The sequence below is a fragment of the Herbaspirillum sp. WGmk3 genome, from assembly GCF_023952535.1.
GTDB lineage: Bacteria > Pseudomonadota > Gammaproteobacteria > Burkholderiales > Burkholderiaceae_D > Herbaspirillum > Herbaspirillum huttiense.
Window position 1 is genome coordinate 615,347 of sequence record NZ_JAKYWT010000001.1, and the last position, 15,675, is coordinate 631,021.

Annotated in this window: 17 protein-coding genes; 5 read left to right on the top strand and 12 right to left on the bottom strand. The window is 62.7% G+C overall.

The window, feature by feature from the left end; translation table 11 throughout:
• Nucleotides 1-80 precede the first annotated feature (80 nt).
• The 7 genes from MKD49_RS02585 to MKD49_RS02615 all read right to left on the bottom strand — a co-directional run bounded on the left by MKD49_RS02585 (nucleotide 81) and on the right by MKD49_RS02615 (nucleotide 5,007).
• Nucleotides 81-770 carry a hypothetical protein gene (locus MKD49_RS02585; protein ID WP_252695367.1) on the bottom strand — a complete coding sequence of 230 codons (690 nt, stop codon included), beginning with the start codon at nucleotides 768-770 and terminating at the stop codon, nucleotides 81-83.
• A gap of 65 nt (nucleotides 771-835) precedes the next feature.
• Nucleotides 836-1,036, bottom strand: coding sequence for an entry exclusion lipoprotein TrbK (gene trbK, locus MKD49_RS02590; protein WP_252695368.1), 201 nt, complete (start codon nucleotides 1,034-1,036; stop codon nucleotides 836-838).
• A gap of 74 nt (nucleotides 1,037-1,110) precedes the next feature.
• The gene (locus tag MKD49_RS02595) at nucleotides 1,111-1,620 is read right to left on the bottom strand and encodes a hypothetical protein (protein ID WP_252695369.1); all 510 of its coding nucleotides are present in this window, start codon (nucleotides 1,618-1,620) and stop codon (nucleotides 1,111-1,113) included.
• Nucleotides 1,621-1,622: 2 nt separating this feature from the next.
• Nucleotides 1,623-2,630: a dienelactone hydrolase family protein gene (locus tag MKD49_RS02600; RefSeq protein WP_252695370.1), complete on the bottom strand. Its 1,008-nt coding sequence runs from the start codon at nucleotides 2,628-2,630 to the stop codon at nucleotides 1,623-1,625.
• A gap of 34 nt (nucleotides 2,631-2,664) precedes the next feature.
• Nucleotides 2,665-3,333, bottom strand: a complete 669-nt coding sequence (locus MKD49_RS02605; protein WP_252695371.1) for a DUF2268 domain-containing putative Zn-dependent protease — start codon at nucleotides 3,331-3,333, stop codon at nucleotides 2,665-2,667.
• Nucleotides 3,330-3,998, bottom strand: a complete 669-nt coding sequence (locus MKD49_RS02610) for an LpxA family transferase (RefSeq protein ID WP_252695372.1) — start codon at nucleotides 3,996-3,998, stop codon at nucleotides 3,330-3,332. The genes MKD49_RS02605 and MKD49_RS02610 overlap by 4 nt, the downstream gene beginning before the upstream one ends.
• A gap of 85 nt (nucleotides 3,999-4,083) precedes the next feature.
• Entirely contained in the window at nucleotides 4,084-5,007 is a 924-nt protein-coding gene (locus MKD49_RS02615; protein WP_371925423.1) for a LysR family transcriptional regulator, read from the bottom strand.
• 113 nt (nucleotides 5,008-5,120) lie between these two features.
• Here MKD49_RS02615 and MKD49_RS02620 point away from each other — a divergent pair, with 113 nt between their 5' ends.
• The gene (locus MKD49_RS02620; protein WP_252695374.1) at nucleotides 5,121-6,320 is read left to right on the top strand and encodes an MFS transporter; all 1,200 of its coding nucleotides are present in this window, start codon (nucleotides 5,121-5,123) and stop codon (nucleotides 6,318-6,320) included.
• Between the two features lie 76 nt (nucleotides 6,321-6,396).
• Here MKD49_RS02620 and MKD49_RS02625 read toward each other — a convergent pair whose 3' ends face one another.
• Nucleotides 6,397-7,488, bottom strand: coding sequence for a tartrate dehydrogenase (locus tag MKD49_RS02625; RefSeq protein ID WP_252695375.1), 1,092 nt, complete (start codon nucleotides 7,486-7,488; stop codon nucleotides 6,397-6,399).
• A gap of 175 nt (nucleotides 7,489-7,663) precedes the next feature.
• On the opposite strand from MKD49_RS02625, the gene MKD49_RS02630 reads away from it, so the two are divergent.
• Nucleotides 7,664-8,644 carry a LysR family transcriptional regulator gene (locus MKD49_RS02630; RefSeq protein WP_252695376.1) on the top strand — a complete coding sequence of 327 codons (981 nt, stop codon included), beginning with the start codon at nucleotides 7,664-7,666 and terminating at the stop codon, nucleotides 8,642-8,644.
• A gap of 77 nt (nucleotides 8,645-8,721) precedes the next feature.
• Here the strand turns inward: MKD49_RS02630 and MKD49_RS02635 are convergent, their stop codons facing one another.
• Entirely contained in the window at nucleotides 8,722-9,012 is a 291-nt protein-coding gene (locus MKD49_RS02635) for a nucleotidyltransferase family protein (protein WP_121045125.1), read from the bottom strand.
• Nucleotides 9,013-9,209: 197 nt separating this feature from the next.
• On the opposite strand from MKD49_RS02635, the gene MKD49_RS02640 reads away from it, so the two are divergent.
• The 3 genes from MKD49_RS02640 to MKD49_RS02650 all read left to right on the top strand — a co-directional run bounded on the left by MKD49_RS02640 (nucleotide 9,210) and on the right by MKD49_RS02650 (nucleotide 13,412).
• Entirely contained in the window at nucleotides 9,210-9,992 is a 783-nt protein-coding gene (locus MKD49_RS02640) for a GntR family transcriptional regulator (RefSeq protein ID WP_252695377.1), read from the top strand.
• A 225-nt stretch (nucleotides 9,993-10,217) separates the two neighbouring features.
• Nucleotides 10,218-11,492 (top strand): oxalate/formate MFS antiporter, encoded by a 1,275-nt coding sequence (gene oxlT / locus MKD49_RS02645; RefSeq protein WP_252695378.1) that lies wholly within the window; start codon nucleotides 10,218-10,220, stop codon nucleotides 11,490-11,492.
• 237 nt (nucleotides 11,493-11,729) lie between these two features.
• Nucleotides 11,730-13,412, top strand: a complete 1,683-nt coding sequence (locus MKD49_RS02650; RefSeq protein ID WP_088754911.1) for a Na+/H+ antiporter — start codon at nucleotides 11,730-11,732, stop codon at nucleotides 13,410-13,412.
• A gap of 152 nt (nucleotides 13,413-13,564) precedes the next feature.
• On the opposite strand, the gene MKD49_RS02655 is transcribed toward MKD49_RS02650, so the two are convergent.
• The 3 genes from MKD49_RS02655 to MKD49_RS02665 form a co-directional block, all read right to left on the bottom strand.
• Nucleotides 13,565-13,834, bottom strand: coding sequence for a hypothetical protein (locus tag MKD49_RS02655; RefSeq protein WP_034338578.1), 270 nt, complete (start codon nucleotides 13,832-13,834; stop codon nucleotides 13,565-13,567).
• A gap of 234 nt (nucleotides 13,835-14,068) precedes the next feature.
• The gene (locus tag MKD49_RS02660) at nucleotides 14,069-14,860 is read right to left on the bottom strand and encodes a transporter substrate-binding domain-containing protein (protein WP_252695379.1); all 792 of its coding nucleotides are present in this window, start codon (nucleotides 14,858-14,860) and stop codon (nucleotides 14,069-14,071) included.
• Nucleotides 14,861-14,873: 13 nt separating this feature from the next.
• Nucleotides 14,874-15,647 (bottom strand): ABC transporter permease, encoded by a 774-nt coding sequence (locus MKD49_RS02665; protein ID WP_134223003.1) that lies wholly within the window; start codon nucleotides 15,645-15,647, stop codon nucleotides 14,874-14,876.
• Between the last annotated feature and the right edge of the window lie 28 nt (nucleotides 15,648-15,675).

The following is a 15,675-nucleotide window of genomic DNA, read 5'->3' on the forward strand; positions in this document are numbered from 1 at the left end:
CCAAACTTGAGACAAATGGCAGTGCGATGCGATTCACTATCGACGCTCGTCCATCTTTCCGCGATCACCTGCTCTTCCACTCATGGCAAGACATACGGCTTGCCGATCAACTTGGTCTCAAAGAGACGGAACACGGCGTTGGACGTATCAAGGTCAGGATATTGCTGTTTGACTTTATCCAGATATTGCGTGAAGTCGGCACGCGTCTCCGGATAGAAGCGCCAAGGCATGGGGGCCTGCACGCAGTCGAGCGCGAAGTGCCCCACGTAGACGATCTCTCCGGCACCGACCTTGAAACTGCCTACCTTGGAGCGCCCGTCCTGAAACAGGCTCTTGCGGTCACCGCTGAAATGCGCTGTTTGCGTCATGGAACGCGCCACATGAATCAGATAGAGACTGAATTCATACTCACCGGGATCAACCAGGAAGGCGTAATTGGAAAAGGGAATCTGCTGTGCATTACCTGATTCCGCGCCCTGAATGACCAGCTCGGGACGCTGGCTCAAGGGCCGGGTGCCAGGTTCGATCTTGTCAAATCCCAACAACTGCAACTGTGCATAGTCGTTGCGGCCGCAGCCCCAGCTGCGTCCCCAGTTGGCTGAAATCAGCACGACGCCCTTGGTACCTGCAGCCTGCTCCTGTGCCGCGCTGGTGAAGGGCTGCGCGGGCTCGGCCTGGGCCGGGTCACCCAGCAGCAGGCACGTTGACGCAGTAAGGGACAAGAGCCAGTTTCTGGCTGACATTCTGGATATCGTCTTCCGCAGCTTCATGGGTTCCCCTTTTTCTTATTTATTTCAAGCGCACTGTGCAGCTGATAACGCCGCATTCAGTCCGATTATTCTTTTTTGGCGCAGCGTGACGACAAGATCGATCGCTCCAGAACGTCGCTGACTTTTCGAATCGCTTCCGGCGTACAGCTTTCGGCATTTGGCGTTGGCGATATCTTTGCCGGCTGACGGGTGAAGCTTCGGTAAGCGAAGACAACCAAGATGGCCACCGCAATGACTGCGATGGCCACATTCGCGCGCGTTTTCAAATCAGGACTCCTCGTAGATTCTTGAAAAGCGAGAATGATACCGTGCGTGAGCTGCTCATGAGAACTCGAATAGCTTATCCGCGATACTGTTCCGACCAGTAAAGACGTCGTTCTGCCCACTCGTCTACTTCAGAGGCATCTGCATACGAAAGCAATGCGCCCAGCTTGATCGCTCCCTTTGCCAATGCAAGAACACCCAGAATAATTCGTACAAGAGATTCGTCACGGTCCCTTGCCAGGTCAGACGTCGCAATAGGCACAACGCGGCACCAGGCTTCCTGATAACTCTCCATCAGCCAGTCCGGGACAGCAGGATTTCCCCTGCGGTGACGCTCTGTTTCGATGGCGGCAATCAGGGCGTAGAAATTCCAGTCCGGGCTTCCATTTTTCATGGCCATCGCCACCAACTGCGGCACAGCCGCATAGGAAGCAATTCCGACGTCACCCTGGTGATACAGCTCACTCCAGAGTTCATCCCACACATCCGTGCCATCGCGCAAAGCGCGCAGCGCAATCGAGGCATCGTATGGCAACCGATAGCCTCCTTCAAATTCCTTCCACCTCGGATCATCCAGACTCAGCAATATCACTTCCCCTCCTCAATGACAGCCTTGAGAAATGCAGCAACATCCAAAGGTGCCTGCTCCCGCGCCAGCGCATCACCGCCAAGCATCACGCCATAGCTCAGGCAGCGCCTCGCTTCTGCAGTTGCATCCGCCCCCGACAAGACCTGATCACCTTTGCGCATCACGAACTGGTTCGAATCAAGATCGTAGGTGCCATGACAGTCGCGGGCGCTGGTAGCGGACTTGATCACATGCAGCCGCGTCGGCCTGTCAAATCCGTGATAGGCATCGGGATAGTTTTTCAGCGTGACCTGGGCACCCTGCTTTCGCAATGCATCGGCATACTCCACACACGGTGCGGCCGGCGTGTAATTGTCCTTGCCACCCAGGAGCATCAGGATGGGCGCACCATCCAGATGCGCTGAAGCGTAATGGATGCCGCATCCGGGATAAAAGGCGATATGGGCCGCAAAGTGTAGATCGTCATCAATCACGGCGCGGCGAAACGGATCGAGAGCCGAATACAATGCAGCGATACCGCCGCGCGAGAATCCCATCACGCTGATTTTTTTCCTGTCGATACGCGGGTCAGCCGCCAGCAGGCGCAGCGCAAAATAGGCATCGGCGATCCCCGCACTCATCGACAGCTGCGTCTGGTCCGCCTCGGTATTGGAAACGCCTCGCCCCGTAAAACTGTCCACCACGAAACTGGCATAACCCATTGCGTTCAGGCGTTGCGCCCAGACTTTCTCGCCTGGATTGACGCCGCTGCTTCCGTGCAGGATGACGACTGCAGGCACGGGAGAAGTGGCTGCTTCGGGGAAGGTCAGGCGTCCCGTGACCGAGACCTTCTCGTGGGCAGCGCGCTCCACGAAATCCATGATCCTTTTGGGTGTGACTGACTCAAAGGTGAGGGCCGTGCCATGAGTTTCTTCAGGAACAGGCGGCGATGGCGAAGCCGCATTCGCACCTCCGATACTGAGGAAGAACGTGATGAAGATGACCGTAAACGTCTTGAACGAATTCATTCGTTGCGCTCCTCCATGTCAGTTCAATTCCGGTTCACCGATCCCGCCCTTGGGCAAGCGCGAGCATTTCCGCCAGCATGTTGCGCAATGCCTCGGCCTCCAGCGCAACCATGCCGGAAGCTGTCCTGCTCTCGACTTGCCTGACATACCTGCCCACCATCTGATAACCCAGCGAATAACCCACCCATCGCGGCAACGCCCCCGTCCCGAAGAACCAGGCCCCGTGATCATGATCGTCGCGACTCCACATCTGCAGCGCCAGCGCGATGGTCTCGCTCATGCTCAGGATATCCAGCGTTTCCCACGGTTCCGGATCCCCGCCCAGGAGCTCTTGCGCGAAGTGCCCCGCCAGCCCCTCAGACACCAGCGCCTCGCCCAGGGTCGCCCCGTACCCGGGACCATCCCAGCGCGCGACATGATGCAATTCGTGGGCGAACATGCGTTCCAGCGAAGACTGTGCATTGGCCAGCAGCGCGGGATGACCGGGATCGATGGTGAGGTGGATGAGCCCGGGGCGCGGGGCATATCCCAGCAGCCCCTTCTCCGGCACCACCTGCTGTCCGGCCTGTATGACCACATCCAGCGGCTTCAAGGGCAACAGCTGCGCAGCCTTGGCATGCGTCTGCAGCAGTGCATCGCTTATCCATGCGCGCAAGGGCGTCAGGCTTGCACGCGCATCGAGAAAATGCAGATGGAGCGTCATGCGTTCCTCATGGCGACAGGATCGAGAGCCGGTGCGAGCCGGGCCGCATCCAACTCATCATCCCGCAACCCTGTCCGTGCAATGATGGTCCCGGGTGCAAGCAAGGCCCCGGGCGCGATCACCGCATTGGCACCTACTCGGCAGCCATCGCCAAGTACGGCACCGAATTTGTTGACGCCCGTGCTGACCAGCTTGCCGTCGATGCGGACCCGCACCGTCTTGTCATCACGCTCGTTGCGATGATTGCAGACGATGCTGCCTGCTTCCAGATTGACATCCCGGCCGACGATGGCATCCCCGACAAAATTGAAATGCGCCAGCCGTGCTTGTGCAAACAGGAAGGATGATTTCAGTTCGCAACCCGGTCCGATACTGCATCCCTCAGCGATCCAGCATCCGCCACGAAAGTAGGCATGCGCCCCGACGAACACGTTGGGCCCGACGATCAGCGGTCCCTTCAGCGTCACGCCCTTTTCAATCACCGCCGTGCGGTGTATGGCCACCTCGCCCTCGATTCTGAACTGCGATGCCTCGAGCGTCGGCAGCATCTGGCGGAGGATGGCCTCGCTTTGCGCAGTCAGCTGCCAGGGAGCAAGGCTAGCCCACGGCGCAAGCGCACTGTGTTCAATGGATGCGATGAAATGAGAAAGATGCGCGGTGGTCATGATGCTCCGGCTGATCGATCAATGAGAGACCCCATATCAAACAGAAAATGTTTCCTCAACCGCAGAGAACGACATTGAAGCACAGTTAGCCCGCCACCGTCGCGCCTATCCCCAGCGTCCTTTCAAAATGCCCCACCACCGCCCGCACCTTGGCCGAATGCTCACGGCTGCGCTGCCAGACGATATGCAGAGGCAAACCCTGCGTCACATGCGCAGGCAGGATAGCCACCAGGCTGCCCTCGCGCAAGGCCTGCTCCACCACCCAGGTTGCCAGCTGCGCAATGCCCAATCCCGCCTGCACCGCCGCCACCTGCGCCTCGGCCTGCCCAAGAATGATGCGCCCTTCCGCATGCTGCCGTACCACCGGCTGATCGCCGTCCTTGATGAGCCACGGACTGCTGCTGCCATCCGCACGCGCATACAGCACCGCATCATGCGCCTGCAATTCCTCCAGCGTGCGCGGCTCGCCACGGCGGGCAAGATAAGACGGCGCAGCGCAGAACACCAGTTCTTCATGACCGAGGCAGGTATAACCCAGCGTGGCCGGCCAGACGTCGCCGCCCCCGATGCGTACCACCACATCGAGCCCCTCTTCCACCAGATCGACGAAGCGATCCGTGAAGGACACCTGCGGCGTGACCTGCGGATGTTTCTCCGCAAAGGCCAGCAGCGAAGCCATGCCGCGCAGGCGGCCAAAGGTGGCCGGCATGTCCACCCGCAGCCGTCCAGAAGGCGCAATCTCATCCGAGGCCAACATGTCCTCGGCGCTCTTCAATTCATCCAGCACGCGCACGCAGACCTGATAAAACGCATCACCCGCATCGGTCAACTCGACGCGCCGCCGGCCCCGCTGCAACAGCGGGCGCTTCAACCGCTCCTCCAGCCGCGCCACGGCCTTGCCCACCGCTGAATTGGTGAGATGCAGGCGCTCCGCCGCCGCCGTGAAACTCCCTGCTTCGACGACGGCAACAAACATCTCGAGACCTTTCAGCCTTTCCAGTGGCGACATCTTGCACTCCCGCAGATGGAATTTTTTTCCAGATAAGCGACGATTTTATATCCAACAGTGGACATTTGTTCTCCCTTACCATCTCGGGTCAATTTCCGGACGGAGTCCTTCAGATGCCAGTTGCCCCCAGCGCCACCGCGCGCACCCGCACTCAGCCAGCGCAAGACACGCATGGCGGCAGTGCCTCGATCGCCATTCTCGCGGTGGCCGCTTTCGTCATCGTGACCACTGAATTCCTGATCGTTGGCCTGCTGCCCGCACTGGCGCGCGATCTGCGCATCAGCGTGGCCAGTGCCGGCCAGCTGGTCACGCTCTTTGCCGTGGTGGTGATGCTGTGCGGTCCGCTGCTCACGGCCAGCCTGGCGCATCTGGAACGCAAGCGCCTCTTCATCGTCATCCTGGTGATCTTCGCGCTTTCGAATGCACTGGCCGCACTGGCCTGGAACATCTGGATCCTGGCCGTCGCGCGCCTGGTGCCGGCGCTGGCACTGCCGGTGTTCTGGGGCACGGCCAGCGAGACGGCGGCACAGATCGCCGGACCGCAAAAAAGCGGACGCGCAGTGTCGACGGTCTATCTGGGCATCTCGGCGGCCATGCTGTTCGGCATTCCGCTGGGCACGCTGGTGTCGGAGGCCGTCGGCTGGCGTGCCGCCTTCGGCCTGCTGGCGCTGCTGTCGCTGCTGGTGGCAGTGTTGATTGCGGCTGTGGTGCCGCGCGTGCGCAGCGCCCCCAGCGGTGGCATGGCGGCGCAGGCACGCATCCTGAAGAGCCCCTTCTTCCTGGCCAATGTGGCCCTGTCGGTGCTGGTCTTCACGGCCATGTTCACGGGCTATACCTATCTGGCCGAGATGCTGGAAAAGTCCGCCGGCATCGCCCCCGCCCACGTGGGCTGGTGGTTGATGGGCTTTGGCGCGGTCGGCCTGGTCGGCAATTGGCTGGGCGGGCTGTGGGTGGATCAGAAGCCGCTCGCCACCACCGCCCTCTTCTGCGCCATCCTCGCGCTGGGCATGGCGGGCAGCATGCTGTTGAGCCAGGCGGGCTGGGCCTTTGCGCTGGCACTGGCGGTATGGGGCATCGCCAATACGGCGCTCTATCCAATCTGCCAGATCCGCGTGATGAAGGCTGCTTCGGGCGCGCAGGCGCTGGCCGGTACGCTCAATGTGTCGGCCGCCAATGGCGGGATCGCGCTCGGTGCTGCGGTGGGCGGTGCGGCGCTGTCGTCGTGGGGCGCGGGTCAGGTGGGCTATCTGGCGGCGGGGATTGCGATGCTGGCGGTGGCGATGGCTACCATGGCGAAACTCTCACCGCGCTGACAGCACGCCGCTGCGCTCAGCGCCTCAACCAAGAAGGCCTGCATCAAGCCGGCCTTCCTCATTCAAGACCCATCACTCAAGCCTCTTGCTGCCCCCGCGCCGCCTTGGCCACGAAACTGCAAACCGCCTCGGTCACTTGCACCGTGGTCGCCTTGCCGCCCAGGTCACCGGTATGCAACGCCGGATCGGCCGTGACCGCTTCAATGGCCTGCATCACCTGCGCCGCTGCATCGTGCTCGCCCAGGTGTTCCAGCAGCATCACCACCGACCAGAAGGTACCGACCGGATTGGCCAGGCCTTTGCCCATGATGTCGAAGGCCGACCCGTGGATGGGTTCGAACATGGACGGATAGCGGCGCTCCGGATCGATGTTGCCGGTGGGCGCAATGCCCAGGCTGCCCGCCAGCGCAGCGGCCAGGTCGGAGAGGATATCGGCATGCAGGTTGGTGGCCACGATGGTGTCCAGCGTGGCGGGACGGTTGACCATGCGCGCGGTAGCGGCGTCGACCAGTTCCTTGTCCCACTTCACGTCCGGGAATTCCTTGGCAATCTGCACTGCGATCTCGTCCCACATCACCATCGCGTGGCGCTGGGCATTGCTCTTGGTGACCACTGTCAACAACTTGCGCGGACGCGACTGCGCCAGCTTGAAAGCGAAACGCATGATGCGCTCGACGCCGGCGCGGGTCATCATCGAGACATCGGTGGCCGCTTCAATGGGATGGCCCTGGTGCACGCGGCCGCCGACACCGGCGTATTCGCCTTCGGAATTCTCGCGCACGATGACCCAGTTCAGGTCCTCCGCACGACAGCGCTTGAGGGGCGCGTCGATGCCCGGCAGGATGCGCGTGGGGCGCACGTTGGCGTACTGGTCGAAGCCCTGGCAGATTTTCAGGCGCAGGCCCCACAGGGTCACGTGGTCCGGAATGTGCGGATCCCCGGCCGAGCCGAACAGGATGGCGTCCTTGTCGCGCAGGGCATCGAGGCCATCGGCGGGCATCATCACGCCGTGCTGGCGGTAGTAGTCGCCACCCCAGCCGAAGTCTTCGAAGTCGAAGGCGAGGTCGGCACGGGCGGCGGCCAGGGCTTGCAGCAACTGGCGGCCGGCAGGAATGACTTCCTTGCCGATGCCGTCGCCGGGGATGGTTGCGATGCGATAGGTTTTCATGTCTCCAGCCTTTCTTGATGAGATGCGGTGTGGGGTCTCGCAAAATGACGGCATGCGCCGCGTCTTTGCATGCGGACTACTTTACCCATACTGAAAGGACAGGAACCGGTGCTAGACTTAAAGCATTCTTAACCTGAATTCAATAATCCATTTTTTGTTTTCCTAGCGAGGTTTCATGCAGGACACCGTTCTTCCCGCCGACCTGCGTTTCTTTTCCGTGCTGGCCATGGCCGGCAGTCTCTCTGCGGCCGGGCGCGAGCTGGGGCTGACCACGGCGGCGGTCAGCAAGCACCTCACGCTGATGGAAGCGCGGGCCGGCGTGCCGCTGGTCAACCGCACCACGCGCCGCATGATGTTGACGCCCGAGGGCGAGCTCTATCTGGAACATGCGCGCCGCATCCTCGACCAGATCGATGAATTGTCCGAACTGCTGGGCAGCTCCAAACGCCGCCCGGAAGGCCTGCTGCGGGTCAATGCCACGCTGGGGTTCGGGCGCAGCCATGTGGCGCCGGTGATTTCCAAATTCGTCACGCGCCATCCGCAGGTATCGGTGCAGTTGCAGTTGTCGGTGATGCCGCCGCCGCTGACCGAGGACAGTTTCGATGTCTGCATCCGCTTTGGAGAGCCGCCCGATACCAGGGTGGTAGCGCGGCGGCTGGCGTCCAATGCGCGGCTGCTGTGCGCCTCGCCGGACTATCTCCGGCGCAGGGGCATGCCGCAGACGCCGCATGACCTGTCCAAACATAATTGCGTGGGCATCCGCCAGGGCGATGAGGCTTATGGGGTGTGGAAGCTGTCTTCGGGCAGCGGTGCTTCGCGCAAGACGGAGACGGTCAAGATCCGCGGCAACCTCACCACCAATGATGGCGAGATCGCGGTGAAGTGGGCGCTGGATGGGCACGGCATCCTCATGCGCGCCGAGTGGGATATCCGCAGCTATCTGGAACAGGGGCGGCTGGTGCAGGTGCTGCCGGGCTGGCAGACGCCCAATGCGGATATCTTTGCGGTGTATTCGCAGCGCCAGCAGCTGTCGACGCGGGTGCGCAGCTTTGTGGATTTCATTGCGCGTGAGTTGGCCGATACTTCGCCCAAGCCGCGTATTACTGTACTTGGTGCACGCAGCACCGGCACGTCAAAGCAAAGAGGAAAAACCTAACGTAAGCGCGCCGAAGAAGGAATCAAGCAGCAGAGCCAGCTGCATGTGGTCCAGGTAGTCAGTCAAGCGGTTCACGCTCATACCGGTCTGGCCTCCGCGAGCACCTGCGCCCGGAACTTCGGTGGCAGATCGCCAGGGGTCAACAGATCGACATGCAGGCCCAGCAAGGCTTCCAGCTCATCCTGCAGGCCGCCCAGATCGAACAGCGTGGCGCCCGGCAGCGCATCGACCAGCAGATCGATGTCGCTGCCCTCGCGGTCGGTGCCGTGCAGTACCGAACCGAAGACGCGTGGATTGGCCGTGCGGAAGCGGCTTACCGCTTCGCGCACCGCGCTTCGCTTCATGTCAAGCACAACAGAGGGCCGCATCGGGGATCCTTTCTTTTCAGAACTCGTTGAGATGATATGCAAGGAAGAATAGTGCCTCAAGCACTATTTCTGCATACCTCATACCCTGCCCTGAAGGCCGCCGCTGTTGCACTGGCAGGATTGTCCGTCTTCCATCCGCCCCCACCCCCGCGTTAAGATAGCCGCCAACCCCGTCCACCCGCCCAGCCACTTCCTTCATGACGTCCAGCCAAGCGCCCGCCGATCTCGCCACCCGCCGTGCCGGCAAGCTCACCGACACCGTCTATGCCAGCCTGCGCGATGACATCTACGCCTTCCGCCTGCTGCCCGGCGACCGCTTTGCCGAGAACGACGTGGCCGAACGGCTGCAGGTCTCGCGCACGCCCGTGCGTGAAGCGCTCATGCGTCTGCAGAGCGAAGGCCTGGTGCGCGGCCACTTCCGCAATGGCTGGGAAGTAGTGCCGATCGACCTGGCGCGCTTTGCCTCCCTCTACGAATTGCGCGAGATGCTGGAACTGCACGCCGTGCGCAAGCTGTGCTCCCCGCGCATCGCCCCGGCCGTGCGCCAGCAGCTGGTGGCCGAACAAGGCGCGATCTGGCAGTGCGCCCCCAGCGACCGCCTGCCCGACGGGCTGGCCGTGGCGGCCCTGGACGAAGCCTTCCACTGCGCGCTGGTGCAGGCGGCCGGCAACCCCGAGGCCGATACCGTCTACCGCCAGCTGGCCAACCAGCTGCGCATCATGCGGCGCCTGGACTTCGCCTATGGCGACTGCATCGATGACACCTACGCCGAACACCGCGCCATCCTCGACGCCATCGCCCGCAGCGATGCCGCTCTGGCCGGCGAACTGATCGCGCGTCACATCGAAGACAGCCATACCGTGGTCGAACGCCTCACCATCGCCCGACTCGAACAGGTGCGTACCGAGTCGGTGCAGCTTGCACCGGCGCCGGGCACCGCACCGGCATCGACACCCACCCGGCGCAAGCGTTTTGGCTGAAAAAGTGAAGCTTTGCGCTTCAACTGCGGGTCGCAGGCCGGTTTTTACGCTCCCGAAGAAGAATTGAACCGATTTTCCTGTGCCGGATTTGCCACGAGGCAAATGGCACGAAAGCTGCTTTTGTGCTTGGCAGGATTTATGCATACATAAATTCAGTCCAGCGGCATCCTGCCCGATCCGGCAAGGCTGGCAGTCCCACTCTGGCTTTCTGTACAGGAGAAACGCATGACCACCCTCACCCAAACCGCCCCGGCGAGCGCGCAGGGCTTGCTGCGCAACCGCTGGTTCCAGCTGTTGATCGGCCTGATCTGCATGATGGCCATCTCCAGTCCGCAATACGTGTGGACCTTGTTCACCAAGCCGCTCACGGCCAAGCTGGGCGTGCCGCTGTCGGAACTGCAGATCACCTTCTCGATGCTGATCGTGCTGCAGACCTTCTTCTCGCCCTTCCAGGGCAGCCTGATCGAGCGCTTCGGCGCGCGCCGCCTGATCGCCATCGGCACCTTCATGTCCGGCCTGTCGTGGATCCTGGCGGCACAAGCTTCTACCATCGGCATGTTCTACCTGGCCTATGGCCTGGTGGGCGGGCTCGGTACCGGCATCGTCTATGTCGGCGTGGTCGGCCAGATGGTGCGCTGGTTCCCGGACCGTCGCGGCTTTGCGGTGGGCATGGTGGCGGCCGGTTACGGCATGGGTGCCATCCTGACCACCTTCCCGATCTCGGCCTCGCTGGCCAGCGCCGGGCTGGAAACCACGCTCTGGCAATTCGGCCTGGTGTTTGCCGTAATCGGCGTGCTGGCCGCACAGGCGCTGCGCTCGCCTGACGCCAGCCATGCAGCCGCCATGCCGGCCCCGGCGATTGCCGCCAGCAAGCTCGACCTGGCGCCGCGCCAGATGCTGCGTACGCCGCTGTTCTGGCTGATGTTCGTGATGATGACCATGATGTCGACCTCGGGCCTGATGGTGACCTCGCAGATGGCCACCTTCGCGCGTGACTTCGGCGTGGCCAACGTGATGGTGTTCGGGCTGGCCGCGCTGCCGCTGGCGCTGACCATCGACCGTCTCACCAATGGCCTGACGCGCCCCTTCTTCGGCTGGATCTCGGATCGCTATGGCCGCGAGAACACCATGTTCTTCGCCTTCGCGCTGGAAGGTGTGGCCATGGCCCTGTGGCTGGCCACGCGCGAGAATGCGGTGCTGTTCGTGCTGCTGTCGGGTATTGTCTTCTTCGGCTGGGGCGAGATCTTCTCGCTCTTCCCCTCGACCCTGACCGACACCTTCGGCACCCGCAACGCCACCGCCAACTATGGCTGGCTCTATATCTCACAAGGCATCGGCTCGATCTTCGGCGGCCCGCTGGCGGCCATGATGCATGAGAAGACCGGCAGCTGGCATCCGGTCTTCGGAACCGCCATCACGCTGGACATCCTCACCGCCTGTCTGGCTCTGATGGTGCTCAAACCCTGGCGCGCCCGCTATCTGGCCAAGGCCGGCACGTAAGCACCGCCTGCTCTCCCCGCGTTCCCCGATGCCGGCCTTTGCCGGCATCGTCGTTTTTGCCCGCGCCTTCTCCTGATGCAGTGGCACATGGCTGCCGAGCTTGTACCGCGCAGGTACCGTATACTTGCAAGCTTGTTGCAAGTCATTGCAACGCGCCTGCAACGCGTCTGCAACTCCTTGCAGCCCTGCCGGTCTGACCCACCCGCGCCTCATCACAAGAACATCACCTGCTGCCTCATGGAAATCGTCTTCACCGTCCTGATCCTGCTGCTGGCCGTCGCCGTCTCCGGCGTGGTCGCGCGGCTGGCTCCCTTCAAGCTGCCACTGCCGCTGTTTCAGATCGCGCTGGGCGCGGTGCTGGCCATGCCCATGTTCGGCCTGCGCATCAGCTTCGATCCGGAGCTGTTCCTGCTGCTGTTCATCCCGCCGCTGCTCTTCACCGATGGCTGGCGCATGCCCAAGCGCGAGTTTTTCCGCCTGGCGCGCCCCATCCTGGCGCTGGCCTTGGGTCTGGTGATGTTCACGGTGGTGGGCGTGGGTTACTTCATCCACTGGATGATCCCGGTCATCTCGCTGCCCTCGGCCTTCGCGCTGGCGGCGGTGCTCTCGCCCACCGATGCGGTGGCGGTCTCGTCCATCGTCGGCAAGGGCCGCTTGCCGGCCTCGATGCAGCACGTGCTGGAGGGCGAGGCGCTGATGAACGATGCGTCCGGCCTGGTGGCCTTCAAGTTCGCGATTGCCGCCGTCATCACCGGGACCTTCTCGCTGCTCGATGCCAGCATCTCCTTCGTACTGATCGCCGCGGGCGGCATTGCCGTGGGGCTGATCGTGGCCTGGGGCTTCGGGCTGATCCGCCGCAAGATCATCGAATGGGCCGGTGACGAGCCGGGCATCCAGGTGGTGCTGCTGTTGCTGATCCCCTTCACGGCTTACATCTTTGCCGAACACTTTGGTTTGTCCGGCATTCTGGCGGCGGTGGCGGCGGGCATGCTGATGCCCTATCTGGAGACGGCCGGTGGCGAATCGGCGGCCACGCGGCTGCAGGGACGCAGCATCATGACCATGCTGGAATTCGTCTTCAACGGCATGTCCTTCCTGCTGCTGGGCCTGCAACTGCCGGGCATCGTCAGCCTGGCCCACGTGGATGCGCAGATGGCGGGCAATGTGCCGGTGTGGCATCTGTTCGTCTATATCCTGGCCATCACGGTGGCGCTGATCGTGCTGCGTTTCGTGTGGGTCTGGATCAACCTGCGCATGCGCCGCTTCGCCTCCGCCCTGCGCGGCCAGAGCGGGCGCAACCGCAAGTTCGATTTGCGGCTCATCAGCATCACCGCGCTCTCCGGCGTGCGCGGGGCCATCACGCTGGCGGGCGTGATGTCGATCCCGCTGCTGCTGAAGGAACATACGCCCTTCCCGGCGCGTGACCTGCTGATCTTTCTCGCCACCGGCGTGATCCTGTGCTCGCTGCTGTTCGGCAGCTTCCTGCTGCCCTGGATGCTCAAGGACCTGCAGCTCGATGCCGAGGTCAAGCGCCGCCGCGCCGAGGAAATGATGGCGCGCCTGCGCCTGTCGGAGGCGGCCGTGCGCACCATCGAGGAGGCGCAGGAACGCATCGGCGTCAATCTTGATGAATCCGATCTGGCGTTGTTGATGGAAGTCAGCGGCAGCCTGCTGGCGACCTATCGCATGCGCATGAATGCGGAGAGTGATTCGGAAGAAACCCAGCGCGCGGCCAACCGCTTCAAGCAGTTCGAGCGTGAACTGCGGCTGGAGGCGATCCGCGCCGAGCGGCTGGAAGTGCACTACCTGCGCGCTGAACAGCGCATCAATGACGAGACCTTCCTGATGCTCATCAACCAGATCGACATGGCAGAGACCTGGTTGCTGGGATCATTGAACGGGCCGGGGCAGAATCACTGACCCGACATCCCACCCGCGTACCGCAGCAACGACAAAGCCCGCAACGCCCTTGTACCGGGCGTTGCGGGCTTTGTTGAATCCAGGTTAAGAATCCGGAATTGGCCGCTCATTGGCCAATGCGCGGCCAATTCACGTCACCGGCAAGGCAGGTATCAGGCCACCGAATTGACGGTCGTGCCGATGATCTCGCCGGTCGCATTGCGCGAAGCTTGCTCGCGGCGATTGCGTTCCTGGCGGGCGTTTTCGGCGCGGGTTTCATCGGCCTGGATTTCTTCGAGGCGACGCTGCTCGGCCTTCAAGGCGGCTGCGGCTTCTTCGGCGCGGCGCACGGCCACCGGATCGTTGGCCTTGCCAGTGGTCGGTGCATTGCCATTGGGGTCGGAGACGACGCCGTTGACGGCAGAGGAAATGTCCATGGCCATGATGGGCTCCCTTTGAAACGAAGGCTGAGGAATGATGACTGGCGGCGACAGGATGTGCCTTCCAGTGGAACGAATGCCGACTATGTTACGCCCATTGCAGCGCTCTGCCACAGGGAAAATCCTGAAATGGGGTGATTTTTGTGCGGACGGTACGGAGCGGCTTGCGCGGTCGTCAACAAATCCGGCTTTCCCGATATCGGCGTGGCAACTTCCTTGCCACGCCGGCAAGAGGCCTCAGTGGCAATCCGGTACGTTCTGGTCGAGGTAGACCTCGAAGGCCACGTTGTTGACCCACTTCTTGATGGCTTTGTCCCAGAACGCATCGTTCCATCGCACGGCCAGTTGCCGTGCGGCGGCCAGGTCGGCCGGGTCATTGCCGCGTACCTGCAGCACCAGCGCCTGGCGCGTCACCGGCGGCAGTTGCGCGGAAAACTTTTTCCATTCGGGCAGCTTCAACAGCGCCTTCATGAGCGTGTCGTCATGCACGGCAGCATCGCACTGGCCGATGCGCACGGCCAGCAGCGAATCGGCCGGGGCCGGCATCACTTTCTCGATGGCGGCATAGCGTGCGCTGAGGGTGCCGACATAGGGCGATCCGGCGGAGACGCAGACGGTGCGGCCTTTCAGGTCTTCCCATTTGCGGATGGTGGTATCGGTGCGCATGATGGCCATGCCACCGGCGCTGTAGCCGGTCGGAACCATGATGACGTCGGCCGCGCCCGCTTGGGCGACATCGATGCGCGTGAGCACGACATCAGGACGCACGCCCTTCAATGCGGCGCGGTCCTGCGTAGTGGGCTGGAGGTCGGCCTTGAGCTTCCACTGCGCGGCAAGATCCTCGGCCGGCACGATGGCGATGTTTTCCGGGGTACGGAATTTCATGCCGCCCTTGTAGACCGGTGGCACGTGGTCCAGCCCGATGCGCACGGTGTCGCTGCGGCGCGCATCATCAAGCACGCCGGCCTGGGCGGCCCCCAAGGACAGGCAGGCCGACGCCGACAAGGCGAGGCGAACGAGGGTATGCATGGCGGGCATAGCTTCAGACGTACTGGTACTTGAGCAGGCGGTGCTTGAGGTTTTCCAGGATCACCTGGTCGATCAGCGCGGCCAGAATGGCGATGGTGAGGATGTTGGCCATCACGCCGATCATGTCGGCCGTCTCGCCCGAGTAGGCCAGCGTGCGGCCCAGGCCCTTGCCGAAACCGACCAGCATTTCTGCGGAGATCAACGCGCGCCAGGCATTGCCGAAGGCCAGCTGGGCACCGGTGATGAGTTCGGGCATCACCGCCGGCAGGTACACCCGGCGCAGCATGGACAGGCGCGAGGCCCCCATCACGCGGGCCGCCGAGACATGCACCTGCTGCACGCTCTCGGTGGCATTCATGACCGAGAGTGCGGCCGGGAAGAACGCGGCGATGGCCACCACCACCACGATGGGCAGGTTGCCGAAGCCCATCAGGATCAGGAACAGCGGGACCCAGGCAATCGAGGGAATCGATTGCAGGATCACGATGGCCGACTTCAGCACTTCACGGAAGAAGAACAGCACCGCCCCGATCAGGCCGAACCCGATGCCCAGCGCCAGCGCCGAGCCATAGCCCAGGCCCAGGCGATAGAGACTGCCGAAGAGGGCCGTGCGGAAACTGCCGGACTGCACTTCCTCCACCAGCCGCGCGGCCACCTCGGGCACGCCCGGCATCAGGAAGGACGGCAGCGACCAGGCCGCGATCTGCCACATCAAAAGGATGAAGACGATGGCCAGCAGCATGGCCAGTTTCTTGCGGAGTCCGGTAACGCGACGCTGTGAGCTCATAAGGACAGGAAAGACAATGGCCGGACAG